The sequence below is a fragment of the Planomonospora sp. ID67723 genome, from assembly GCF_015711605.1.
Taxonomy (GTDB): domain Bacteria; phylum Actinomycetota; class Actinomycetes; order Streptosporangiales; family Streptosporangiaceae; genus Planomonospora_A.
Map to the genome: position 1 here is coordinate 1916162 of NZ_JABTEZ010000001.1, position 24069 is coordinate 1940230.

Annotated in this window: 19 protein-coding genes; 12 read left to right on the plus strand and 7 right to left on the minus strand. The window is 72.0% G+C overall.

Translation table 11 applies throughout. From position 1 onward, the window contains the following. Window position 1 precedes the first annotated feature (1 nt). Complete coding sequence (locus tag HS041_RS09185; protein ID WP_196440046.1) at window positions 2–1282, plus strand: thymidine phosphorylase; 1281 nt, start codon at window positions 2–4, stop codon at window positions 1280–1282. 58 nt (window positions 1283–1340) lie between these two features. Here the strand turns inward: HS041_RS09185 and HS041_RS09190 are convergent, their stop codons facing one another. Beyond that, on the minus strand, window positions 1341–1796 hold the full coding sequence (locus HS041_RS09190) for a MarR family winged helix-turn-helix transcriptional regulator (protein WP_230878491.1): 456 nt from the start codon (window positions 1794–1796) through the stop codon (window positions 1341–1343). 87 nt (window positions 1797–1883) lie between these two features. Here HS041_RS09190 and HS041_RS09195 point away from each other — a divergent pair, with 87 nt between their 5' ends. The 5 genes from HS041_RS09195 to HS041_RS09215 all read left to right on the plus strand — a co-directional run bounded on the left by HS041_RS09195 (window position 1884) and on the right by HS041_RS09215 (window position 6614). Further along, window positions 1884–3305 (plus strand): MFS transporter, encoded by a 1422-nt coding sequence (locus HS041_RS09195; RefSeq protein WP_230878492.1) that lies wholly within the window; start codon window positions 1884–1886, stop codon window positions 3303–3305. 252 nt (window positions 3306–3557) lie between these two features. Then, window positions 3558–4223 (plus strand): AMIN-like domain-containing (lipo)protein, encoded by a 666-nt coding sequence (locus HS041_RS09200; RefSeq protein WP_196440048.1) that lies wholly within the window; start codon window positions 3558–3560, stop codon window positions 4221–4223. 33 nt (window positions 4224–4256) lie between these two features. Further along, a complete protein-coding gene (locus HS041_RS09205) occupies window positions 4257–4610 on the plus strand; it encodes a cupin domain-containing protein (RefSeq protein ID WP_196440049.1) in 354 nt (117 codons plus the stop codon). A gap of 64 nt (window positions 4611–4674) precedes the next feature. Then, entirely contained in the window at window positions 4675–5754 is a 1080-nt protein-coding gene (locus tag HS041_RS09210; protein ID WP_196440050.1) for an adenosine deaminase, read from the plus strand. Window positions 5755–5945: 191 nt separating this feature from the next. Beyond that, a complete protein-coding gene (locus HS041_RS09215; protein WP_196440051.1) occupies window positions 5946–6614 on the plus strand; it encodes a PH domain-containing protein in 669 nt (222 codons plus the stop codon). A gap of 51 nt (window positions 6615–6665) precedes the next feature. Here HS041_RS09215 and HS041_RS09220 read toward each other — a convergent pair whose 3' ends face one another. From HS041_RS09220 to HS041_RS09235, 4 genes are all read right to left on the minus strand, one after another. After that, window positions 6666–8087 carry an ATP-binding protein gene (locus tag HS041_RS09220; RefSeq protein WP_196440052.1) on the minus strand — a complete coding sequence of 474 codons (1422 nt, stop codon included), beginning with the start codon at window positions 8085–8087 and terminating at the stop codon, window positions 6666–6668. Between the two features lie 271 nt (window positions 8088–8358). Then, entirely contained in the window at window positions 8359–10047 is a 1689-nt protein-coding gene (locus HS041_RS09225; RefSeq protein WP_196440053.1) for a phospho-sugar mutase, read from the minus strand. Between the two features lie 108 nt (window positions 10048–10155). After that, on the minus strand, window positions 10156–10959 hold the full coding sequence (locus HS041_RS09230; RefSeq protein ID WP_196440054.1) for a purine-nucleoside phosphorylase: 804 nt from the start codon (window positions 10957–10959) through the stop codon (window positions 10156–10158). 49 nt (window positions 10960–11008) lie between these two features. Then, a complete protein-coding gene (locus HS041_RS09235; protein WP_196440055.1) occupies window positions 11009–11461 on the minus strand; it encodes a gamma-glutamylcyclotransferase family protein in 453 nt (150 codons plus the stop codon). 172 nt (window positions 11462–11633) lie between these two features. Between HS041_RS09235 and HS041_RS09240 the strand changes: the two genes are divergently transcribed. Beyond that, on the plus strand, window positions 11634–13028 hold the full coding sequence (locus tag HS041_RS09240) for an NAD(P)H-quinone dehydrogenase (RefSeq protein WP_196440056.1): 1395 nt from the start codon (window positions 11634–11636) through the stop codon (window positions 13026–13028). A gap of 27 nt (window positions 13029–13055) precedes the next feature. Here HS041_RS09240 and HS041_RS09245 read toward each other — a convergent pair whose 3' ends face one another. Both HS041_RS09245 and HS041_RS09250 read right to left on the minus strand, forming a co-directional pair. Further along, window positions 13056–14276 carry a pentapeptide repeat-containing protein gene (locus HS041_RS09245; protein ID WP_196440057.1) on the minus strand — a complete coding sequence of 407 codons (1221 nt, stop codon included), beginning with the start codon at window positions 14274–14276 and terminating at the stop codon, window positions 13056–13058. Window positions 14277–14380: 104 nt separating this feature from the next. Further along, a complete protein-coding gene (locus tag HS041_RS09250; protein WP_196440058.1) occupies window positions 14381–16240 on the minus strand; it encodes a beta-galactosidase in 1860 nt (619 codons plus the stop codon). 40 nt (window positions 16241–16280) lie between these two features. Between HS041_RS09250 and HS041_RS09255 the strand changes: the two genes are divergently transcribed. From HS041_RS09255 to HS041_RS09275, 5 genes are read left to right on the plus strand one after another with little or no spacing between them, the layout of a single operon-like run. Then, on the plus strand, window positions 16281–18551 hold the full coding sequence (locus tag HS041_RS09255; protein ID WP_196440059.1) for a glycosyl hydrolase family 95 catalytic domain-containing protein: 2271 nt from the start codon (window positions 16281–16283) through the stop codon (window positions 18549–18551). Between the two features lie 15 nt (window positions 18552–18566). Continuing rightward, a complete protein-coding gene (locus HS041_RS09260) occupies window positions 18567–20834 on the plus strand; it encodes a TIM-barrel domain-containing protein (protein WP_196440060.1) in 2268 nt (755 codons plus the stop codon). 30 nt (window positions 20835–20864) lie between these two features. Next, the gene (locus HS041_RS09265) at window positions 20865–22178 is read left to right on the plus strand and encodes an ABC transporter substrate-binding protein (protein WP_196440061.1); all 1314 of its coding nucleotides are present in this window, start codon (window positions 20865–20867) and stop codon (window positions 22176–22178) included. A gap of 21 nt (window positions 22179–22199) precedes the next feature. Next, the gene (locus HS041_RS09270; protein ID WP_196440062.1) at window positions 22200–23135 is read left to right on the plus strand and encodes a carbohydrate ABC transporter permease; all 936 of its coding nucleotides are present in this window, start codon (window positions 22200–22202) and stop codon (window positions 23133–23135) included. Then, window positions 23132–23947 carry a carbohydrate ABC transporter permease gene (locus HS041_RS09275; protein WP_196440063.1) on the plus strand — a complete coding sequence of 272 codons (816 nt, stop codon included), beginning with the start codon at window positions 23132–23134 and terminating at the stop codon, window positions 23945–23947. The genes HS041_RS09270 and HS041_RS09275 overlap by 4 nt, the downstream gene beginning before the upstream one ends. Window positions 23948–24069: the final 122 nt, after the last annotated feature.

The following is a 24069-nucleotide window of genomic DNA, read 5'->3' on the forward strand; positions in this document are numbered from 1 at the left end:
CATGGACGCCATCGACGTCATCGTCACCAAGCGGGACGGCAGGGAGCTGTCCCGGGAGCAGATCGACTGGGTGATCGACGCCTACACCAGGGGTGTGGTGGCCGACGAGCAGATGTCCTCGCTCGCGATGGCGATCCTGCTCAACGGCATGAACCGCCGGGAGATCGCCGAGTGGACCCAGGCGATGATCCGGTCCGGGGCGCGGATGGACTGGTCCGCGCTGCCGGGCCGTACCACCGACAAGCACTCCACCGGCGGCGTCGGCGACAAGATCACCCTGCCGCTGGCCCCGCTGGTCGCCGCGTGCGGCGGCTACGTCCCCCAGCTGTCCGGGCGCGGCCTGGGCCACACCGGCGGCACGCTGGACAAGCTGGAGTCCATCCCGGGCTGGCGGGCCCTGCTCTCCAACGACGAGATGCTCGGCGTGCTGAACAAGGCGGGCGCGGTCATCTGCGCGGCCGGCGACGGGCTCGCCCCGGCCGACAAGAAGCTCTACGCGCTGCGCGACGTGACCGGCACGGTCGAGTCGATCCCGCTGATCGCCTCCTCGATCATGTCCAAGAAGATCGCGGAGGGCACCGGCGCGCTGGTGCTGGACGTGAAGGTCGGCTCCGGCGCGTTCATGAAGACCGTGGAGCGGGCCCGTGAGCTGGCCACCACCATGGTCGAGCTGGGCACCGACGCCGGGGTGAACACCGTGGCCCTGCTCACCGCGATGGACCGGCCGCTGGGCTGCGCGATCGGCAACGCGCTGGAGGTGACCGAGTCCGTCGAGGTGCTCGCCGGCGGCGGCCCCGCGGACGTGGTCGAGCTGACCGTGCGGCTGGCGCGCGAGATGCTCCAGGCCGCGGGCGTGGACGGGGGCAAGGACCCGGAGGAGGCGTTGAAGGACGGCTCGGCGATGGACGCCTGGCGCCGGATGATCGTCGCCCAGGGCGGCGACCCGGACGCCCTGCTGCCGAAGGCCGCCGAGACCATGCAGCTCAACGCACCCGCCTCGGGCGTGCTGACCAGGCTCGACGCCTACGGCGTGGGCCTGGCGGCCTGGCGCCTGGGCGCGGGCCGGGAGCGCAAGGAGGATCCGGTCTCCTTCGGCGCCGGGATCATGCTGCACGCCAAGCCGGGCGACCTGGTCCGGGAGGGCCAGCCGCTGATGACCCTGCATGCCGACGAGACCTCCCGCTTCGAGCGGGCGCTGGCCGCGCTGGAGGGCGCCTACACGGTCGCCGACTCCGGCGACGAGGACCTGCTCCCGCTGGTGATCGACCGCATCACCGCCTGAGCCCCGCCCGGTGGCTCGCCCGCCCTCCCCGCCGGCCGGTGGGGAGGGCGGACCCGTCTCAGGACGTGCGCGCCGTCTCCGGGGCGTGGGCCGTCTCCGCCGCATGGACCGCCTCCAGGGCGCAGGGCGGCGGGGGGGACGCGCCGGAGTCGAAGGCGGCGACGACCACCGCGCGGTGGGCGGGCAGGGCCGCCGCGTGGCGTGCCCGGCCCTCCTCGGTGATGACCACGAAGACGCCGCGCCGGTCGGCCTCGCAGATCGCACGGCGCACCAGACCGGCCTTCTCCAGGCGGGCGATCACCCGTGAGCACGCGCTCTGGCTCAGGTGCACCGCGGCGGCGATCTCCTGAGACCGGTACTTCTCCTGGTCGCCCTCGACCATGCGCTCCAGGACCTCGAACTCGCTCACGCCGAGGTCGTACTTGTCGGAGAGCTCCCGCTCCAGTGCGCACGTGACCGACGCGTGCCTGGCCAGCACCTCACGCCACGCACGGACAGCGGACTCCTCGCTCATGCCGCGGATCGTACCATGCGCGGACATTAAATGCATCGTCATTAAATGCTTTTGCATTAGATGCGCTTGCATGTATTGTCGGGCGACATGATCTCCTCGACACACGACGAGCGCTGGGACGCCCGGCTGTGGGCCGCGCTCGCAGTTCTCTGCGCAGTTGTCTTCCTCGACGCCTTGGACGTCTCGATGGTGGGCGTCGCCCTCCCGTCCATCCAGTCGGATCTCGGCCTGTCCACTTCCTCCCTGCAGTGGGTGGTCAGCGGCTACGTGCTCGGATACGGCGGTCTGCTGCTTCTCGGGGGCCGGACCGCCGACCTGCTCGGCCGGCGCAGGGTCTTCCTGGTCGCGCTGGCGGTCTTCGCCGTGGCCTCCCTGCTCGGCGGACTGGTCGACAACGGCGCCCTGCTGATCGCGGCCCGGTTCGTCAAGGGCATCAGCGCCGCTTTCACCGCTCCCGCCGCCCTGTCCATCATCACCACGACCTTCGCCGAGGGCCCGGCCCGCAACCGGGCCCTCAGCATCTTCACCGCCTCCGGCGCCAGCGGCTTCTCCCTCGGCCTGGTCATCTCCGGCCTGCTGACCGAGCTCGGCTGGCGCTGGACGTTCCTCATGCCCGTCCCCGTCGCGGTCATCGCCCTGGTCGCGTCCCTGAAGTTCCTGCCCAAGCAGCACGAGGAACGGGCCGAGGGCGGCTACGACCTCATCGGCGCCGTGACGATCACCGCCTCGATGCTGCTGCTGGTGTACGCCGTGGTGGAGGCTCCCGAGGCGGGCTGGGGCTCGGCCCGGACCATCGGCTCCCTGCTCGCCGCCGCCGCCCTGCTGGCCGTCTTCGTCGTGGCCGAACGGAGGGTCAGGCACCCGCTGGTACGGCTCGGCATCCTGCGCTCCGGCCCTCTCGTCCGGGCCAACCTCGGGCTGGTGATCCTGTTCGGCTCCTACGTCGGCTTCCAGTTCGTCGCCATGCAGTACTTCCAGAACTTCCTGCACTGGTCCGCGCTGGAGACCGCCCTGGCCTTCCTGCCGGCCGGGCTGCTGGTCGCCGTCACCTCCACGAAGATGGGCGGCCTGGCCGACCGCTTCGGCACCGCCCGGCTCATCGTGATCGGCTCGGCGGCCCTGGCCGGGGGATACGCCTTCTTCCTCCGCGTCGACGCGGACCCCGACCTGACCACGCTGGTCATCCCGGGCATGATCCTGCTGGGCATCGCCTTCGCCCTGTCCTTCCCCTCGCTCAACATCCAGGCCACCAACGGCGTCGCCGACGACGAGCAGGGGCTGGCCTCCGGCCTGCTCAACACCTCCGGCCAGGTCGGCGGCGCGGTCGTGCTGGCGATCGTGACGGCGGTGCTGACCTCCAGCGCCGGCCCGGACCCGCTCAGCAGCTTCCGCGCCTCGATCACGGTCTCCGTCATCCTCGGCCTGCTCGGCCTCGGGATCGCCCTCACCGGCCTGCGCGGAGCCCGTACGGCCGCCGCGGCGCGGGAGAAGGTCCTGGAGGCCGTCTGAGGACGTCCGTGCCCGCCGCGGAGATCCGGGATCCGCGGCGGACACGGGCCCGCCGCCGTGGGGGAACGGGGTCCCCGCGGCGGCGGTTCCGCGTTCCGGGAGGGCCGGCGCCACGGGTGCCGAGCCGTACCAGAGCGGCGGTCCCACGTCCCGGGAACGTCACTCCCGGGTACCGGGATGACCACCTCCGGACACGCGGATGTGGCTGAACCTTTCCTGGGTATTGGACGTCCTACCAGGCAGGAGGCCCACATGAACCGTTCCCGCGTCGCCCTCGCACTCGTTCCCCTCGCGCTGCTGGCCGGCTGCGGCGACCCGGCCACCCGGGCCACCGCCTCTCCCGCCCCGTCCGCCACGGCTCCCTCCGCGGCCCCGTCCACTACGGCCCCGTCCACTACGGCCACGGCCGCCGGGACGGCCACCCCTGCGCCGGACGGCTCCTCCACGCCGGAGCCGCCGCCGTCGCCCGGGCCGAACGAGCTGGCGCCGCCGACGGGCACCAATGAGGTCGAAGTCGAGCGGAGCCCCGCCGCACCGCCGATCGTCACCGGGACGCGCTTCGCCGAGCACCGGGGGTTCGACCGGGTGGTGGTCGACTTCAAGGGTGATCTGCCCGGGTACCGAGTGGAATGGGTGCCCGAGCTCGTCCAGGACGGGTCCGGCGAGCCGATCGACGTCAAGGGCGGGGCCTACCTGCAGGTGACGATCACCCCGGCCAACGCGCACACCGAGGCGGGCGCGCCGACCTGGACCGGCGGGCCGATCTTCCAGGCCGGGCTGGGCAACGTGCAGAACGTCGTCAAGACCGGTGACTTCGAGGCCGTGGTGGGAGTGGGCATCGTCCTGGACCACAAGGCGGGCTTCCGGGTCCTGGAGCAGAAGCAGCCGAACCGCCTGGTCATCGACGTGGCCCACTGAGCGGCCCACGGAGGCCGGTGGCAAAATGGCCTGATGGTACGGAAAATCGATAGTGCGACACGGATTCCGGTCCCCGGCGGCAAGGTCATCGACGAGTACGTCGGCCGGGTCAACAGCGGTGACGACCGGGTCTCGATCGCTCATATGACGGCCCCGGCCGGATGGGACGAGCCCGCCCAGGCGCCGGAGTTCGCCGAGTACACCCTGGTGCTGAGGGGCACGGTCCTCGTCGAGCACGACGGCGGTGTGACCGAGGTCCACGCCGGGCAGGCCATCGCGTGCGAGCCGGGGGAGAAGATCCGCTACAGCTGCGGGACCGAGGGTGCGGAGTACGTCGCCGTCTGCCTGCCCGCCTTCTCCCCCGAGACGGTCAACCGCGACGAATAGCCCGCGGGACTTTCGGCGGATCTTGCAAAACCGCTGATCGGACCCTTGACATTAGGATGGCGAGATGAGCCAGCTACCTACTCTCGAAGAGATCCGCCAGGCTCCGAAAGTCTTGCTCCACGATCACCTCGACGGTGGTCTGCGGCCCGAGACCATCGTCGACCTGGCCCGCGAGACCGGCTACGACCGGCTGCCCACGACCGACCCGGACGCCCTGAGGACCTGGTTCCAGGAGGCGTCCGACTCCGGTTCCCTGGAGCGCTACCTGGAGACGTTCGACCACACGGTCGGGGTCATGCAGACGCGCGAGTCGCTGGTCCGGGTCGCCGCCGAGTGCGCCGAGGACCTCGCGAACGACGGCGTGGTCTACGCCGAGGTGCGCTACGCGCCCGAGCAGCACACCTCCGCGGGGCTGAGCCTGGAGGAGGTCATCGAAGCCGTCCTGGAGGGGTTCAGGATCGGCTCGGAGGGCCGGGGCATCCGGGTGGGCACGCTGCTCACCGCCATGCGCCACCAGGCCAGGTCCATGGAGATCGCCGAGCTCGCGGTCCGCTACCGCGACGTCGGCGTGGCGGGGTTCGACATCGCCGGGGCCGAGGCGGGCTACCCGCCCACCCGTCACCTCGACGCGTTCGAGTACCTCCAGCGGGAGAACGCGCACTTCACCATCCACGCCGGTGAGGCCTTCGGCCTGCCGTCGATCTGGCAGGCGATCCAGTGGTGCGGCGCCGACCGGCTGGGCCACGGCGTCCGGATCATCGACGACATCACGGTGTCCGAGGACGGCGAGGCCAAGCTCGGCCGCCTGGCGGCCTACGTCCGCGACAAGCGCATCCCACTGGAGATGTGCCCGACCTCGAACCTGCAGACCGGGGCCGCGTCCTCCATCGCCGAGCACCCGATCGGCCTGCTCCGCCGCCTGAACTTCCGGGTGACGGTCAACACCGACAACCGGCTGATGAGCGGGACCACGGTCTCCGAGGAGTTCGCCAAGCTGTCGGAGGCGTTCGGGTACGGCTGGGACGACATGCAGTGGTTCACGATCAACGCCATGAAGTCGGCGTTCCTGCCGTTCGACGACCGGCTCGCGCTCATCAACGGGGTCATCAAGCCCGGGTTCGCACGACTCAAGTGGCAGGCGTGAGCGAGCGAGCCATGGGCACAGCAGCGGCGCGAGCGCGGCCGACGGAGGAGGCCACGTGAGCGAGCGGAGCGAGCGAGCCATGGGCACAGCAGCGGCGCGAGCGCGGCCGACGGAGGAGGTCACGTGAGCGAGCGGAGCGAGCGAGCCATGGGCACAGCAGCGGCGCGAGCGCGGCCGACGGAGGAGGTCACGTGAGCGGGCCGATGAGACAGGTGTTCCGGTCGAAGCTCGCGCTGATCCTGGGCTGGGTCTGGATGGCGTTCGCCGCGGCCAACGCCGTCGACCTGGTCGTCCGCTACAGCGGGCCGTCCTCGCTGGTGGCGGGGGCGGTGCTGGGGGCGTTGACGGCGCTGGTCTTCGTCACCTGCCTGCGCCCGGCGGTCGTCCTCACCGAGGACGGCGTGCTGGTGCGCAACCCGCTCAGGAACGTCTTCGTCCCGTGGACGGGCATAGACGACGTCACGGTCTCCCACGCGATCACGATCTCCTCCGGGGACCGGGTCGTCCGCTGCTGGACGCCGCAGACCACGGCCCGGGAACGGGCGTCGGCCACGCGGCGGGGGGAGCCCGCCGCCCCGGGGAGGGGGCGCTTCGCGACCGAGCCGGCGCGCACCAAGGGGGAGCAGGCCGCGGCCGAGGCGCTGGCGGGCAGGACCCACGCCGACTGGGTGGCCGAGCAGATCACCGAGCGGGCCGGAGCCGCCAGGCAGGCCGGAGCCGCCGAGCCCGGGAGCACAGAGGCCCGGGCCGCAGAGGCCGGGACCGTGTCCGGGGGGATGCAGGTCGGCTGGGCCCTCAGCGCGCTGGCCGCGCTCGGCGTCGCGCTCGTCTTGGTGGCGGCGGCCGTCGTCGTCTCCTGACGGGCCGCCGGGGCGCCCTGCGGACGCCGGGCGCCCGGGAGAGTCCGGGGATCAGCTCTCCCGGGGGCGCCAGGCGTTCACCAGGTCCTCGGGAGTGACGAGGGTGACCTCCGCTGTGGCCGTGCCGCTCCGCGAGACGGCCAGCAGCGGGACGTCGGCGCCCGCACCGGGCAGTTTGGAGCGGCGGACGATGAGCTCGCTCAGGTCGCGCCGGTCGAACGGCCGCTCCTCCAGCCAGGTGATCGAGCCGACCAGCGTGATCCGCTCGCCGACCGGCCCGCGGTCCGTTCCCACGACGTCGATCTCCGGGTCACCGGTGCGGGTCCAGTAGCCGCCGATCGCGCCGGCCTTCGCCGGGAGTCCCTCCATCCGCCGGAGGGACTCCCGGACCAGTGGCGCCACGGCCGCGCTCCGCCACGGGGCCCACGAGCGGAGCAGACGCGCGAGGGTGAGGTCGCCCCGGCCCCGCTCGATCTCAGGGAGCCGGGGGCCGACGAAGGACAGCCAGAACCCCAGGTGCGTGCCGGCGACGCGGTAGCGGGTCTCGCGGGACGGCCGGGTGGCGAGCGGGAGGTCCGCGGAGACCAGCCGTTTCTCCACGAGGAGCTGCAGGGCGCGGTTGAGCGAGGCCCGGGGGACCTCCGGCACCGCACGGCCGATCGACGAGTGGGTGCGCAGGCCCGAGCCGACGGCGTTCAGGACGGCGCGCGCCTGCGCGTCCGGCGCCAGCTCGGAGGCGAGGATGCGCTCGCCGGTCACCACCAGGGCCGAGGCGGGGTCGGCCAGGGCCTGGCGGAGGTACTGCCGGACGCCGAGCCCCCGCGGCCATCTCGCGCAGATCATCGGCAGGCCGCCGGAGACCAGGTGGGCGTCGACGGCCTCGGCCGCGGGCAGTTCCAGGGCCGCCGCGAGGTCGGCGGGAGTGAGGGGGTGGACCGCCATCTCGACCGCCCGCATGTAGAAGGGCCTGCCCGGCTGGTTGACCGCCTCCATTACCGCCGGATCCGAGCCGATGAGGACGAGCATCACGGGGCGGCGTGACAGTTCCCGGGCGAACGCCACCTGCAGCGTGCTCTCAAGACCGGGGTCGCCCTCCAGCAGGAGGGGAAGCCCGTCCAGGACGATGACACTCGGCGTGTCCTGCGGAACGGCGGTCGCCACGATCCCCAGCGCCTCCTCCCACGACCCGGCGGAGCGCCCGGCCAGGGACGGGGCACCGGGGAGATCGGAGGCGGCCGCCGCGGAGAGGAACTCCCGGACCTGCCGGTCGGGGGTTCCCCGGGCGACCGAGTAGAAGACGCACGGCACTCCCGAACGCCTGACGAACTCCTCCACCAGCCTGGACTTGCCGACCCGGCGGCTTCCCCGGATCAGGACCGCCCGCCCCGGCCTCCCGGCCCGGCCGCCCTCCACCTTGGCCAGGACTCGCTGGAGTTTTCCCAGTTCAGAGGCCTTCTCGATGAAGCGGTCCATTCCCCTCCAAGAGTCTCAGTTGTGAGACTCTCAGCCAGGAGACCATCAGCGGTGAAACCCTCTCCGTCGGTTTGCCCATGGTTGAGGCAATCATCGGTTGAGGCAATCATCGCCGGTCCTCCCGGCCGCGATCCCCGCGCGGGGTCGTCGCTCCTGGGCTGGGGAGGCCGCCAGGGGACGTCCTGCAGGGACGGCCGGACCGCGAGGAGAAGGCGCCCGTGCCGGAGGTCACCGGGATCGGCCCGGTACGGCTGGTGCGTCCCCGCGGTTCCTACAGGCTCTCCAGGTTCAGCAGGGCCGCGAGGTCCAGCTTCAGGGCGGACAGGTCCTCCGCGGCCCGCGTCCGCGCGTCGGCGACCTCCTCGGTCACCGGGACCACGACCTCCAGGTAGCACTTGAGCTTGGGCTCCGTGCCCGAGGGCCGGACCACGACCCGGGTGCCACCGGAGAGCAGGTAGCGCAGGCCGTCGGTGGGCGGGAGGCCTCCGGCGCCCAGGCTCAGGTCCTCGGCCGACTCGACCTTGCGCCCGCCCAGCTCCACCGGCGGGGTGGCGCGCAGCCGGGCCATGGCGCCGGTGATCAGCGACAGGTCGCTCACCCGGACCGAGAGCTGGGAGGTGGCGTGCAGGCCGTACCGGCGGGCCTGGTCGTCCAGGAGGTCCAGCAGGGTCCGGCCGTCCCGCCTGGCCTGGGCGGCGATCCCCGCGACGGTCAGGGCCGCGCCGATGCCGTCCTTGTCGTGCACGGGCAGGCCGGTGTCGGAGCCGACGCTGTAGCCCAGCGCCTCCTCGTAGCCGAAGACCAGGCCGCTGCCGCCGCCCTGCCGCCCGGAACCGTCCGCGTCGCCCGAGCCGGCCTTCATGATCCACTTGAAGCCGGTGAGGGTCTCGGCGTAGCGCACGCCGTACTCCGCGGCGATCTTGCCGAGCAGGGACGACGAGACGATGGTGGTGGCCACCAGCCGGTCGCCGGAGGTCTGCCGGATGACGTGCTCGCCCAGCAGGGCGCCGGCCTCGTCGCCGGTGAGCATCCGGTGACCGCCGCCGGGCAGGGGCACGCCCACCGCGCAGCGGTCGGCGTCCGGGTCGTTGGCCAGCACGAGGTCCGCGCCGATGCGCCCGGCCAGCTCCAGCGCGAGGTCCATCGCGCCGGGCTCCTCCGGGTTGGGGAAGGCGACGGTCGGGAAGTCGGGGTCCGGGTCGGCCTGGGCCTCCACCGAGACCGGGCTCTCGAACCCGGCGGCGAGGAAGGCGGAGGTGAGGGTGAGGCCGCCGACGCCGTGCAGGGGGGTGTAGACCACCCGCAGGTCGCGGGCGTCGCCGAGCGGCAGCAGGGTCACCGCGTCCAGGTAGGCGGCGACGATCTCCTCGCCCAGGTCGGTCCAGGCGGGGTCCTCCGGCGAGCCGAGGGGCAACTCGGAGACCGGGCCCGTGGCGTCTATGGCGGCGGAGATCTCCGCGTCGATCGGGGGCACGATCTGGGAGCCGTCGCCCCAGTAGACCTTGTAGCCGTTGTCGCGGGGCGGGTTGTGACTGGCGGTGACGGTCACGCCCGCGTCGGCACCGAGGTGGCGCACGGCGAAGGCCAGCACGGGGGTGGGCAGCGGCGCGGGGAGCAGCGATGCCTGGAGCCCCGCGCCGGTGAGCACGGCGGCGGTGTCGCGGGCGAAGACGTCGGAGTTGTGCCGGGCGTCGTAGCCGATGACGACGTGCCGGTCGGGGCCGAGGACGGCGGCCAGGCCGGCGGCGGCGCGCATGACGGTGACCCGGTTCATCCGGTTGGGGCCGGCGCCCAGCTCGCCGCGGAGCCCGGCGGTGCCGAACTCCAGCTTGGCCTGGAACCGGTCGCGCAGCGCCGCCTCGTCGCCGCTGGAAAGGAGTGCCTCCAGCTCGGCCCGGGTCTCCGGGTCCGGGTCCTGGGCCAGCCAGGCCTGTGCCAGCCGTACGAGATCGCTGCTCATCCGTCACCTCACGCTCCGGGCGGGGGACCCGCGCCCCCGCCGGTTGTCCCTGGGGCCCGATCGAGGGACCGCTCCCCGTCCGGCGGGGAGCGGTCCCGTATGCGGGCGTTACAGCTTGCCGACGACCTTGGCGAGGAGGTCGCCCATCCGGGTGGCCGTGGCGCGGCCGACCTCCAGCACCTCCTGGTGGTTCAGCGGCTCGCCGACCAGGCCGGCGCCCGGGTTGGTGACCAGGGAGATGCCGAGCACCTCGGCTCCGCCCTCACGGGCCGCGATGGCCTCCAGCACGGTGGACATGCCGACCATGTCGCCGCCGAGCGTCCTGCACATCTGGATCTCGGCCGGGGTCTCGTAGGTCGGGCCGCGGAAGGCGATGTAGACGCCCTCGGCCATGCCGGGCTCCACCTCGCGGACCAGGGTGCGCAGGCGCCGGGAGTAGACCTCGGTGAGGTCGATGAAGGTGGCCCCGCTGAGCGGGTTGGACCCGGTCAGGTTGATGTGGTCGCTGATCAGGATCGCCTCGCCGACCCGCTGGGTCTCCGGGCGCAGCCCGCCCGCGGCGTTGGTCAGCACGACCGTGCGGACTCCCGCCTTGATCGCGGTCCGCACGCCGTGCACGACCGGCTCGACGCCGCGGCCCTCGTAGAGGTGGGTGCGGCCCAGGAAGATCAGCGCGTTCGCACCCGTGGCGGTCCGCACGGCGCGGATCCGGCCCGCGTGGCCGGCCACGGCGGCGGGTGTGAAACCGGGCAGGTCGGTCACCGGGATCTCGGCGACGGTCTCGCCGATCGCGTCGGCGGCCGGGACCCAGCCCGACCCCATCACCAGCGCGACGTCGAAGGAGTCGACTCCGGTGGCGCTCCTCAGCGCGGTCGCGGCGTCCGTGGCGAGTGCATAAGGGTCATTGCTCACCTCACCGAGCGTACTCGTCGGGCGCCGCCGATCACGCCAGGGACAGGCCCTAACCGCCCAGGGACGTGCAGGGACGGCCGCGCAACGCCTTGACGTAGTCGTCGGGGGCCCCGGCGTTCTCGGCGGCCTCGGCCAGAGCGCCGAGGTAACGCGCCGTGGGCAGACCGCCCTCGTAGCCGTCGAGCACATAGAACCAGGCCACGACCTCGCCCTCCAGGGTCTGCACCCGCAGGCGCACCTTGTGGTAGGTGCCCCGGATCGCGCCCTCCCACTGGTCGAGGGAGGTCTCGTCCCACTCGGGGACGTCGTAGAGGACGACGAAGACCTCTTCGGCGGCGTCCTCGACGATGGTGGCGAGCGCGCCCTCCCGGTCGGGGTCGCCTCCGCCGAAGGTCAGGCGCCAGCCCTGGAGCCAGCCCGACCCCCGCATCGGGGAGTGGGGGGCCCGCTGGGCCATCTGCTTGGGGTCCATGTTGCTGCCGTAGGCGGCGTAGACAGGCACGGCATGCAAGCCTAATCCACGATCGCCGGAAGCTCACCCCGCCGCGGTATGCCGTGGTTTTTCTCCGGATGCGCGCGGTCTACAGGGATTTGGTACTGGGTTGTGTGGTTTTGAGGCGTAGTGAGGGGGACCCGGCGGTGGCCCGGTCCGCAGATGCGGGACAATGGGCTACGTGACAAGGATCGTGATCATCGGTGGCGGGCCCGGCGGATACGAGGCGGCCCTGGTGGCGGCCCAACTGGGGGCCCAGGTCACCGTGGTGGAGCAGGACGGTCCCGGCGGGGCCTGCGTGCTCACCGACTGCGTGCCGTCCAAGACCCTGATCGCGACCTCCGTGCGCAAGCAGGCGCTGCTCGACGCCGCCGCGCTCGGTGTGCACTACACCGGAGGGCCCGACGGCGACGCCGGCAGCCCGGTCGCCGACATGCCGCTGGTCAACCGGCGGGTCAAGGAGCTGGCCCAGGCGCAGTCCGCCGACATCGCGGCCCGTCTCGCGGCCGAGGGCGTGGAGGTCGTGCGGGCTCCCGGGCGGCTGGTGGACCCGCAGGTGGTCCGGGCCGGCGACCGGACGATCCGGGCCGACGTCGTGATCGTGGCCACCGGCGCGACCCCGCGCATCCTGCCCACCGCCGAGCCCGACGGGGAGCGCATCCTCACCTGGCGGCAGATGTACGACCTGAGGGAGCTGCCCGAGCACCTCATCGTGGTCGGCTCCGGCGTCACCGGCGCGGAGTTCGCCGGCGCCTACCGCTCGCTCGGCTCCGAGGTGACCCTCGTCTCCTCGCGGGACCGGATGATGCCCAACGAGGACGCCGACGCCGCCGAGGTCCTGGAAGAGGTCTACCGGCGGCGCGGGATGAACGTCATGGGCCGTTCGCGCGCCGAGTCGGTCAAGCGCACCGCCGACGGCGTGGTCGTCACGCTGGAGGACGGCAGGACCGCCGAGGGCAGCCACTGCCTGATGACCGTCGGCATGGTCCCCAACACCGCCGGGATCGGCCTCCAGGAGGCCGGGGTCACCCTCGACCGGGGCGGCTTCGTCCAGGTGGACAAGGTCTCCCGCACCTCCGCCCCCGGCGTCTACGCGGCCGGCGACTGCACCGGCGTGCTGATGCTCGCCTCGGTCGCCGCCATGCAGGGCCGGATCGCCGTCTGGCACGCCCTGGGGGAGGCCGTGCAGCCGCTCCGGCTGGCCACCGTGGCCTCCAACATCTTCACCGACCCCGAGATCGCCGCCGTGGGGGTCGCGCAGAAGACGATCGAGGCCGGGGAGATCGAGGCCAACGTGGTCAAGCTCCCGCTCGCCACCAACGCCCGCGCGAAGATGCAGGGCTTCCACGACGGCTTCGTGAAGCTGTTCTGCCGTCCGAACACCGGCATCATCCTGGGCGGCGTGGTGGTCGCCCCGCGCGCCTCCGAGCTGATCCTGGCGGTCTCGGTCGCCGTCCAGCAGCGCCTCACCGTGGACCAGCTCGCCCACACCTTCGCGGTCTACCCGTCCCTGTCCGGCTCCGTCACCGAGGCGGCCCGCCGCCTGATGCAGCCGATGACCCCCACCGGCATCTGACCCCGGTCCGACCGGAGGCCCGGGGGCTCAGCCGACTCTGGCGCGGAGGCGGGCCAGGGCGTTCCTGCCGTCCTGTACGGCGCGCGCCACGGTGTGCAGATCCTGCTCGCCCCTGGCCATGACCAGGGCGTTCTTCGCGGCCTCGTAGGCGTCGATGGCGTAGCGCCAGTCCTGGTCGGCCGTCATGCCGCCGCGCCCGCTGATCTGGAACTCGTAGTCGAGCCGGTCGATCTCCTCGCCGAGCCGGGTGATGTCCTCCTCGGCGCCCCGGCGCATCAGGGAGAAGCGGGCGTTGCGCCTGGCCCGCCGCTGGGCGCTGACGCCCCAGACCACCACGGTGAGGGCCAGGCCCACGGCGCTGAGCACGACCATGACGAGTCCGGCGGAGGGGCCCTCGCTCCCGGCGGAGGCCTGCGGGGCCTGCTCGGTCGCCTCGTCCTCGGCGGGCTCGTATTCGGCGGACGGCGGGGCGGTGGGTGTCTCGACGCCCGTCGCGGTGCCCTTGGAGCCCTTCAGGTTCACGTCGTCGGCCTGGGTGAAGGAGGCGTCCTGGACCGTCGCGCCGGTGAAGTCGGCTCCGGCCAGCTCGGCCTGGGTGAACTCGGCCTCGGTCACGTCGGCGTCCTTGAAGACGGCGTAGTTCAGGCGGGCCTGGCCCAGCTTGGCGTCGACGAGCTTGGCCCGGGTGAAGTCGGCCTTGCGTCCCTTGATCTGGCCGGGCGTGCTCTCACTGAGGTCGGCGTCGACGAGCTTGGCGCTGGTGAAGTTGGCCTGGGTCAGCACGGCCCGGGTCAGGGTGGCCCCGGTCAGGTCCGCGTACGGGAACTCGGCCTGCCCCGCCTCGGCGTCGATCAGGATCGCGCCCCGCAGGTCGGCGTGGTCGGCGTGCATCTGGCCGAGGTCGGCCTCGGTGAAGTCGGCCTCACGCAGGTCGGCGTACTTCAGCGTGGCCTGGGTGAACCGGGTCCGCTTGAGCGAGGCTCCGCGGAGGATCGCCCCGGTCATGTCCTCCTGGACGAACTCGATGTCGTCCAGCTTCGCCCCCGTCAGGTCGGCGCAGCGCAGGTTGTCGGGGAGCTGGGCGCCCTTGGTGAAGTCACGGCCCCGGAGGTTGGGGCCCTGGCCGGGCTTGCACGGACCGGCCGAGACCTGACCGGTCCGGTCGGTTCCGGCGTGGGCGGGAGCGGCGGTGAACCCCGACAACGCGAAGGTCGCGGTGAGAAGTGCCAGGGGGATGGAACGGCGCACGGGAAGCCTCCTTCAAGACGGCCCCGAGCCTGCCAGCGGATCATTTCATCCCGCTGGACTTCTGCTTGAACCTCGGCTACAGCGTCGCGACCGGGTGTCGTGGCTCAGGACCGGGGCACCTTGACCACCGCGTAGCCGCCGGGGGGCAGCAGCAGATTACCGGGCACCGCCCGCTCCTCGTCGCCGTGGTTGAGGGCGAACAGCCACTCGCCGCGCCGGACCAGCTCGACCGGGGCGGCGGGACCGAGCCCGAGCAGACGGGCGTAGGCCTCGTCGGACAGGCGGGTGGACAGATAGGTGACGCGGCCGGAACGGGTGATCGCGGGGGTGCCGTCCGGGTACCTGGCCAGCGCCTCGGCCCCGGCCAGGTGGACGCGCTCGGTCCAGGCGGAGGCGGTCTCGCCGGTGTCCAGCGTCACCGGGGCGCCGATCGGCAGGAACTCCTCGACCCGGACGCCGAGCAGGTCGCGCAGGGCCCCGGGGTAGCCTCCGAGCCGGATCCGCCCGTGCTCGTCGGCGATCCCGCTGAGGAAGGAGACCACGAGGGTCCCGCCGCCCTCCACGTAGCGGCGCAGGTTGCCGGCGTCGTCGTCGGAGATGAGGTAGAGGCTGGGGACGATCACCGTCTCGTACGCCGACAGGTCGGCCGAAGGGCGGCGGAAGTCGGCGGTGACGCCGTGCCGGTACAGCACCCGGTGCGCCTGCCGTACCGCCTCCAGGTAGCCGACCTCGGTGGAGGGGAACCCGGGAGCCTGCAGGGCCCAGCCCGCCTCGGGGTCCCAGAGGATCGCGGCCGTCGCCTCGACCGTCGCCTCGCAGGCCTCGGCCAGGGCGGGCAGGAGCCCCCCGAGGTCGCGGATCTCGCGGAAGATCCGCGTGTCCGGGCCGGCGTGCGGGACCATCCCGCCGTGCCAGAGCTCGGCCCCGCCCCGTGAGGCCCGCCACTGGAAGAACATCGCCCCGCGTGAGCCCCGGGCGACGTGCGACAGGCTCAGCCGGGTGATCTCCCCGGGCCGCTTGGCGACCATCCGGGGTCCGGTGTAGGTCACCACCGCCTGCTCCATCAGCAGCCACGGCCCGCCGTCCGCCCAGCCGCGTGCCAGGTCGGCGGCGAAGGCCGTCTCCTCGGGCGGGTTCTCCGACGGGTAGTGGTCGATCGCGACCAGGTCCACCTCCTCCGCCCAGTCCCACTGGTTCACCGGTACCCAGTCGCCGAAGACGAAGTTCGTGGTGACCGGGACGTCCGGGGTGAGCTCGCGCAGGACGGCCTTCTGCTCCCGGAAATGGGCGAGCATCCCGTCGGAGAGGAACCGGCGGAAGTCGAGGACCTGGGAGGGGTTGGGCAGGTACTGGGTGGCGCGGGGCGGCATGATCTGCTCCCACGCGGAGTAGTGCTGGCTCCAGAACGAGGTGGTCCAGGCGTCGTTGAGCGCCTCCAGGGTGCCGTGGCGTGCCCGCAGCCAGGCGCGGAAGGCGGCGGCGACGTGATCGCAGTGGCACCAGGTGCCGTACTCGTTGTGCACGTGCCACATGGCCAGCGCGGGATGGTCCGCGTAGCGCTCGGCGAGCGTGCGGGCGATGCGGACGGAGGCGTCGCGGTACGCCGGGGCGGCCACGCAGTAGGTGTCGCGGCTGCCGTGGGTCAGCCGGGTCCCGTCGGCGGTGACGGCGAGCGCGTCCGGGTGGGCCAGGGAGAACCAGGGCGGCGGGGAGGCCGTGGGGGTGGCCAGGTTCACCTTGATCCCGCCCTCGTGGAGCAGGTCGAGGACGCGGTCCAGCCAGCCGAAGTCGTGGCGGCCCTCGACGGGCTCCAGCCGGGCCCAGGAGAACACCCCGACGCTGACCAGGTTGACCCCGGCCTGCCGCATCAGGGCGACGTCCTCCTCCCAGACCTTCTCCGGCCACTGCTCGGGGTTGTAGTCCCCGCCGTAACACAGCCCCTCAAGCCCGTTCGGCCAGCGCACTCTGGTTCCTTTGTTCGGATGATAGCTAAACTAATTATCCATGGACCATGGATTCGTCTCAAGGGATGCCGCCGGGGACTGGGAACGGGCGCTGATCACCGGCAACGGTCGCCAGGGCGCTCTCGTGTACGGCGGGCCGGAGGCGTCCGGCGGGTCCGGCGATCTCCGGGTGACCCTCTCCCACGAACGCCTGTTCCTGCCGGTCGCCGAGCCGCTGGCGCCCCCGCACACCGCCCCCGTCCTGCCGGAGCTGCGCGCCCTGCTGTACGGCGGGCGCCCGCGCGAGGCGGCCGGGCGGGTCGTGGAACTCGCCGCCGGAGAGCACGCCGGCTACGCGGACACCCGCTGGATCGACCCCCTGGTCCCCTCCGCCACCCTGGCCTTCTCCCCGGCCACGCCGGACGCGGTGCCGGGGGACTACCGCAGGAGCTGCGACTTCGCCACCGGTCTGGTGACGCAGCAGTGGGGCCGGGCCCGGCAGGAGGTGTTCGTCTCCCGTCCGGCCGACGCGGTGGTGATCCGCTTCTCGGGGGCCGGGGGGCTGCTGAGCCTGGCCCCGATCGGGGAGGAGCCGCCGGTTCCCGTCCGGTTCACCGTGGATGCCGGTCCCGGCCGGCTGACGCTGGAGGCGGGGTTCTCCGCGCGGTGGCCGGGGGCGGCCGGGGGATACACGGTCGAGTGCCGGGTCTCCGGGGCCGCCGAGCCGTCGGCCGGCGGCCTGGTGATCGAGGGCGAGGCGACCGTCCTCGCCAGGACGGTGGTCCACGGCAGCCGGCCGCGCCCGATCGAGGAGATCCCCGGCGGCTTCGACCTCCTGCTCCGCGAGCACGCGGCCGTCCACGGCGACCTGTTCGCCCGCTCGTCGGTCCGCCTCGGCCGCCGTGCGGAGAACCCCGCCTCCGGCGTCAGCCGGCCGGAAGGAGAGGCCGGGGCGAGGGTCGAGCGGCTGTTCCGGGCGGGGCGGTACGCGGTGATCTCCAGCTCGGGGGAGCTGCCCCCGACCCTGCAGGGGGTGTGGAGCGGGACGTACGACCCGCCCTGGCGCAGCGGGTTCACCATGGACGGCAACCTGGCCTCGGCGGTCGCGGGGCTGGCGGCCACCGGGACGCCGGAGCTCATGCTCCCGGTGTTCGACCTGGCGGAGGGCCTGATGGAGGACTTCAGGCAGAACGCCCGCAGGCTGTACGGCTGCCGCGGGATCCTGGTCCCCGCCCACCTGTCGACGCACGGTCTGCACAACCACTTCGGCCCGGTCTGGTGCCTGACCTTCTGGACGGCGGGGGCGGGCTGGCTGGCCAGGCTCTACCACGACCACTACGCCCACACCGGCGACCTGGCCTTCCTGCGGGAGCGGGCCTGGCCGTTCATGACCGAGGCGGCCCTGTTCTACGAGGACTTCCTCACCGCGAGCGGCGACTTCGCGCCGTCCTACTCGCCGGAGAACACCCCCTCGGGGGGCGACTCCCAGGCGTGCGTCAACGCGACCATGGACGTCGCGGTCGCCCGGGACCTGCTGCGCAACCTCGTCCACGCCGGGGAGCGCCTCGGCCTCGGCCACGCCAGGTGGCAGCGGCTCCTGGACCGCCTCCCCGGCTACCGGATCGCGCCGGGCGGGGAACTGGCCGAGTGGATCGGCGCGAGGGACTCCGCGGCGGACGGCGCCCGGGGCCCCGCGGCGGGGAGCCCCGTGGCGGACAACCACGCCCACCGGCACGCCTCGCACCTCTACCCGCTCTGGTACGAGCGGGATCCCGCCTTCGACGATCCGCGGCTGGCGGCGGCGGCCGTCCTCGCGGTCCGGCGGCGGCTGGCGTGGTGGCGGGGGTCCGACAGCGACGAGATGGCGTTCGGGCTGGTGCAGCTCGGCCTGGCGGCGGCGGCGCTCGGGCTGGCGGAGGAGGCGCACGAGGCGCTCACGCTGCTGGCCACCCGGTACTGGCGCGAGGAGAACCTGGTCTCCACCCACAACCGGGACGCGATCTTCAACGTGGACGTCTGCGGAGGGCTGCCCGCGCTGGTGGCCGCCATGCTCGTCCGCTCCTCGCTGCCGCCCTCCGGCTACGGCCGGGTCGACCTGCTGCCCGCCCGCCCGCGCGCGTGGCCGTCCGGCGAGGCGCGCGGGCTGACCGTGCGCGGCGGGACGGTCGAGCGCCTGACCTGGGAGCCCGGCCGGGTGGAGGCCGTGGTGACGGCCTGGGCTCCGCTGCTGGTCGTCTGCGGTTCCCAGCGGGCCCGGGTGCTCCCCGGCGAGACGCTGCCATTGACGTTTGTTGGTTTGGACGCAAAACTAATTCAGGAACTGGAAGCCTGAAGCGCTGGAGCACCCATGCCCTACCGTCCCCCTCTGATCGCGCACGAGTACTTCGTCGCCGACCCGCCGGAACTGCCCGTGCGCTCGCACGGCGAGGGCGGGCTGTCGGCGTTGACGGCGGCGGAACCGGTGGCGGCCGACGCGGCCGGAGTGACCTTGAAGGCCTCGACCTCCGCCGGGGAGACACTGGTGGTCCAGGTGAACGCGGCCGGTGAGGGGGTGATCCGGGTACGGCTCGGTCAGGACGCGGACGCGCGGACCCGGTCGGCCCGGGCGATCTCCATGGTCACCCCGGGCACGTTCGCCGGGGCGCGGGTTGAGAGCACGCCCGAGGCGTCCGGAACGCCCGGGACGATCGTGGTCGACGCGGGGTCGCTCCGGGCGGAGATCACCCTCTCCCCGTGGCACCTGCGCTTCACCGACGCCGCCGGGGGGACCCTGCTGGAGCAGGACCCGGGCCACACCGACATCAGCGGCCGGCTGCGCACCCTCCCGTTCGGCCGCTCCCTCGCCGGCGGCGAGGTCGCCGGCTACCACGAGAGCTTCGCCGCTCCCGCCGACGAGGCGTTCACCGGGTTCGGCGAGTCGTTCACCCCGCTGGACAAGCGCGGCCAGCGGCCGGTCATGTGGAACTTCGACGCCTTCGGCGCCGAGTCCCAGCGCGCCTACAAGAACGTGCCGTTCTACCTGTCCAGCCGGGGGTACGGCGTGCTGGTCGACAGCGGCACGCCGGTGGAGTTCGACGTCTGCCAGTCCACCCACAGCTGCGTGCAGATCGTCGTCCCGGACGACCTGATCGACTACTACGTGATCGCCGGGCCGACCCCGCCGCAGGTGCTCGACCGCTTCGACGAGCTGACCTGCCGCCCGCTGCTCCCGCCGAAGTGGGCGTTCGGCACCTGGATCTCCTCGGGGTTCTTCGTCGACACCCAGGAGCGGGTGATGAACCGGGCGCGGACCATCCGCGAGCGCGGGATCCCCTGCGACGTTCTCCACCTGGACACCTACTGGCAGACGGACGGGCACTGGTCCGACCTACGCTGGGACGAGGCGAACTTCCCCGACCCGGCCGGGATGCTGGCGGAGCTGAAGGAGATGGGCTTCAAGGTCTGCCTCTGGATGAACCCGTACATCTCCCACCTGAGCCCGGCCTTCCCCGCCGCTGCCGAAGCCGGATATTTCCTGAAGAATCAGGACGGTGAGGTCTACGTCGCCGACTCCTGGCACGGCTCCTACCCGGCCTGCGGCATCGTCGACTTCACCGACCCGGCCGCCGTCGAGTGGTTCCGGGGGCTGCTGCGCCCACTGCTGGAGCAGGGGGTGCAGATCTTCAAGACCGACTTCGCCGAGGGCGTGCCGCACGACGCGGTCGCGGCCAACGGGATGACCGGAACCGACCTGCACAACGTCTACACGCTGCTGTTCAACGACGTGGTCTCCGAGGTGACGCGCGAGGTCGCCGGGCACGGCATGGTCTGGGCACGCTCGTCGTTCCTCGGCGGCCAGCGGCACGCGGCCCAGTGGAGCGGCGACACCTACACCAGCTACCCCGCGATGGGCAGCACGCTGCGCGGCGGCCTGGCCCACGGGCTGTCCGGCATCCCGTTCTGGAGCCATGACGCGGGAGGCTTCACCGGCCGCCCCACCGACGACCTGTACGTCCGCTGGACCCAGTTCGGCGCCTTCTCCCCGCTGCTGCGCCTGCACGGCACCACCAGCCGCGAGCCGTGGGAGTTCCCCGAGGTGGAGGCCGAGGCCGTGGCCGCGCTGAGGCTGCGCTACCGGCTGATGCCGTACATCTACACCGCCGCCGTCGAGGCCGCGCGGACCGGGGCGCCGATGATGCGGGCGCTGTGCGTCGACTACCCGGACGACCCGGTCGCCTGGCGGGCCGACCTGGAGTACCTTCTCGGCCGCGACCTGCTGGTGGCCCCGATGACCTCGCCGGAAGGCACCCGGAGGGTCTACCTGCCGGCCGGTGACTGGGTGGACCACTGGACCGGCGAGGTGCTCGCGGGCGGGCGCTACGTCACGGTCTCCGCGCCGCTGGAGCGGATCCCGCTGTTCGCACGGCACGGCGCGCTCATCCCCGTCCTGGCCGAGCCCGGCGACGCCGTGGGCGACGGGCCGTTCGGGGAGATCATCCTGGTCGGCTACGGCACGGAGACCGGGACCGCCCTGATCTCCGACGCCGGCGGCGACACCACGGTCACCGTGACCGCGGACGGGATCCGGGCCGACGGTCCCGCGCGCGTCACGCGCGTCGAGCGGGCCGGCCGCTGAGCCGTCATCATCCCCCCAGAGGAGAGAGCGATGTTCAAGGTGAGAACCGGCGTGGCCGCGGTGGCCGCGGCGACCATGCTGGCGGCGCTGGCCGCGTGCGGGAGCACCGAGCAGGCGGCGGGCGAGCCCGCCGCGGACGGGCCCCGGGTGCTGAAGCTCTGGCACTACGAGAGCGCCGACGGCGCGATGGGCAAGGCCTGGGCCGAGGCGATCAAGCAGTTCGAGGCCTCGCACCCCGGGGTGAAGGTCCAGTTCGAGGAGAAGGCGTTCGAGCAGATCCGCCAGTCGGCGGGCATGATCCTCAACTCGGACGAGGCCCCGGACGTGATGGAGTACAACAAGGGCAACGCCACGGCCGGGCTGCTGTCCAAGCAGGGGCTGCTGACCGACCTGACCCCCGAGGTCACCAAGCGGGGCTGGGACAAGCTGCTCAGCCCGTCGCTGCAGACCACGGCGAGGTATGACGAGCGCGGCGTCATGGGCGCCGGCAACTGGTACGGCGTCCCCAACTATGCCGAGTACGTGATGGTCTACTACAACAAGGACCTGTTCGAAAAGCACAAGGTCGATGTGCCGAAGACGTTCGACGAGTTCACCGCGGCCATGGACGCCTTCGTCAAGGCCGGGGTCACCCCGCTCGCGGTCGGCGGCGCCGAGTACCCGGCGCAGCAGATCTTCTACCAGCTCGCCCTGAGCAAGGCGCAGCGGCCGTGGGTCGACAACTTCCAGCTCTACAAGGGCAAGGTCGACTTCAAGGGGCCGGAGTTCACCTACGCGGCCGAGACCATGGCCGACTGGGTGAAGAAGGGCTACATCGCCAAGGACTCGGCCGCCATCAAGGCCGAGGACATGGGTGTCTCCTTCATCGGCGGCAAGTATCCGATCGTGGTCACCGGCTCGTGGTGGTACGGCAGGTTCGCCAGCGAGATCAAGGACTTCGAGTGGGGCTCGTTCCTCTGGCCGGGCAACACCATGAGCGCCGGGTCGAGCGGGAACATCTGGGTGGTCCCGGAGAACGCCAAGAACAAGGACCTGGCCTACGACTTCATCGACATCACGATGAAGAAGGAGATCCAGAACCTGCTCGGCAACTCCGGCGGCATCCCGGTGGCCGCGGACGCGTCGGCGATCACCGACCCGAAGAGCAAGGAACTGATCGAGAACTTCAACACGCTCTCGACCGGTGACGGGCTGGCGTTCTACCCCGACTGGCCCGCGCCGGGCTACTACGACGTGCTGGTGGCCGGGGTTCAGAACCTGATCAACGGCAGCAAGAAGCCCGCCGAGGTGCTCGACGAGATCGCGGCGCCGTACGAGGAGAACCTCGCCGACATCGGCGACTGAGGCGGGACGGGAGACAGACTCATGGCAGTGCACGCTCCGGCCGCGCGGCCGAAGGCGGTCCGCGAGCCGGAGCCGCGCCCCCGGCGCCGCCGTACCGGTGGCTACTGGGTGTTCCTGCTGCCCAGCGCGGTGCTGTTCACCGTGGTGATCGTGGTGCCGTTCCTGATGAACATCGGGATCTCCTTCACCCGGTGGCAGGGGATCGGCGACCCGAGATGGCTCGGGATCGACAACTACACGCGGCTGTTCGCCGACGAGCGCTTCTGGTCGTCGTTCCGCAACAACACCGCGCTGATCGTCGCGATGGCGATCGTGCCCACGATCATCGGGCTGGTTCTCGCCGCGACGCTCTTCGACTACGTGGGCAAGAGGTTCGGCCCCCGTACGGCGAGCCTGCTGCGGGCCGCCTACTACCTGCCGCAGGTGCTGCCGGTCGCGATCGCCGGCATCGTCTGGGGATGGATCATGCATCCCCGGTTCGGCGCGCTCAACGCGTTCCTCGGGCTGTTCGGCATGGAGCCGCGCAGCTGGCTCGGCGACCCGGACTGGGCGCTGCCCAGCGTGATGCTGATCCTGGTGTGGTTCCAGATCGGCTATCCCGTCGTCATCTTCATGGCGGGCCTGCAGCGGGTGGACCCCGCGCTGTACGAGGCCGCGGAGATGGACGGGGCCTCGTGGTGGCGGCGGTTCTGGCACATCACGATTCCGCAGATCAGACCGGAGATCTACGTGGTCCTGCTGACCTGCACGATCGCCGCGCTCAAGGTCTTCGGCCCGATCTTCGTGCTCACCCGGGGCGGCCCCGGCGGGGCCACGCTCGTGCCGTCGTACTTCAGCTACCAGAACTTCTTCGAGAAGGCCAACGTCGGGTACGGCGCCGCGATCGCCACCGTGCTCACCCTTGTGATCATCGTGGTCACGGTGTTCTTCCTGCGGATTCAGGACAGGGAATCATGATCCGGAAGTACTCGGTCCTGGTCTCGCTGGCCGTGCTGGCCGTCGTGATGCTGGTGCCGTTCGCCATCGTCACGCTCAACGCGGTGCGCTCACCGGAGGACTACTCCGCCAACGGGCCGCTGAGCCTGCCCGACGGGCTCTACCTCGACGGCATCATCGAGTTCTGGAACCGCGTCGACTTCGGCGGGAAGCTGTGGAACAGCCTGCTGATCAGCGCCTCGGTGGCGGTGCTGGCGGTGGTGCTCTCGGTGCTGAACGCCTACGCGCTCGGCGTCGGCCGGGTGCGGGGCCGTACCTGGATCATGGTCGTCTTCCTGGTGGCCAACACGCTGCCGCAGGAGGCGCTGGTCTACCCGCTGTACTACCTGGCCAAGGAGGTCGGCCTCTACGACACCCGGCTCGGGGTGATCATCATCTTCACGGTCATCCAGAGCGCGTTCGGGACCTACCTGCTCGCCTCGGTGCTCGGCCGGTTCCCGCACGAGATCCTGGAGGCGGCCGCGATCGACGGGGCGGGGAAGTGGCGGGCGCTGTGGCGGATCGTGGTCCCGGTCAGCCGTCCGACCCTTTCGGTGCTGCTCATCTTCTTCTTCATCTGGACCTGGAACGAGTTCTTCCTCCCCCTGGTCTTCCTCATCTCCAACGAGAACCAGACCGTGCCCGTCGCGCTGGGCGTGCTCCAGGGCGACAAGATGATGGACGCGACCATGTCGAGCGCCTCGGCGCTGCTCGGCGTGCTCCCGGCCGTCGTCTTCTTCCTGATCTTCCAGCGCACCCTCACCCGCGGCGTGACCGTGGGCGCGATCAAGTGAACCCCCGGCCGTGGTCCGGCCCGGGACGTGACCGGCCGGACCGGCCCGGTGACCGGAGCCCGTCCGCAGCTCGGGGGCGGACGACGCCCCGTCATCGAAGCGCTTCGACCCCTGACCTGGAG

Excerpts from the sequence above, each read along its gene's own strand:
- HS041_RS09185 (WP_196440046.1), top strand. The coding sequence starts at position 2 with ATGGACGCCATCGACGTCATCGTCACCAAGCGGGACGGCAGGGAGCTG.
- HS041_RS09190 (WP_230878491.1), bottom strand. The coding sequence starts at position 1,796 with ATGAGCGAGGAGTCCGCTGTCCGTGCGTGGCGTGAGGTGCTGGCCAGG.
- HS041_RS09195 (WP_230878492.1), top strand. The coding sequence starts at position 1,884 with ATGATCTCCTCGACACACGACGAGCGCTGGGACGCCCGGCTGTGGGCC.
- HS041_RS09200 (WP_196440048.1), top strand. The coding sequence starts at position 3,558 with ATGAACCGTTCCCGCGTCGCCCTCGCACTCGTTCCCCTCGCGCTGCTG.
- HS041_RS09205 (WP_196440049.1), top strand. The coding sequence starts at position 4,257 with ATGGTACGGAAAATCGATAGTGCGACACGGATTCCGGTCCCCGGCGGC.
- HS041_RS09210 (WP_196440050.1), top strand. The coding sequence starts at position 4,675 with ATGAGCCAGCTACCTACTCTCGAAGAGATCCGCCAGGCTCCGAAAGTC.
- HS041_RS09220 (WP_196440052.1), bottom strand. The coding sequence starts at position 8,087 with ATGGACCGCTTCATCGAGAAGGCCTCTGAACTGGGAAAACTCCAGCGA.
- HS041_RS09225 (WP_196440053.1), bottom strand. The coding sequence starts at position 10,047 with ATGAGCAGCGATCTCGTACGGCTGGCACAGGCCTGGCTGGCCCAGGAC.
- HS041_RS09255 (WP_196440059.1), top strand. The coding sequence starts at position 16,281 with ATGGACCATGGATTCGTCTCAAGGGATGCCGCCGGGGACTGGGAACGG.
- HS041_RS09260 (WP_196440060.1), top strand. The coding sequence starts at position 18,567 with ATGCCCTACCGTCCCCCTCTGATCGCGCACGAGTACTTCGTCGCCGAC.
- HS041_RS09265 (WP_196440061.1), top strand. The coding sequence starts at position 20,865 with ATGTTCAAGGTGAGAACCGGCGTGGCCGCGGTGGCCGCGGCGACCATG.
- HS041_RS09270 (WP_196440062.1), top strand. The coding sequence starts at position 22,200 with ATGGCAGTGCACGCTCCGGCCGCGCGGCCGAAGGCGGTCCGCGAGCCG.
- HS041_RS09275 (WP_196440063.1), top strand. The coding sequence starts at position 23,132 with ATGATCCGGAAGTACTCGGTCCTGGTCTCGCTGGCCGTGCTGGCCGTC.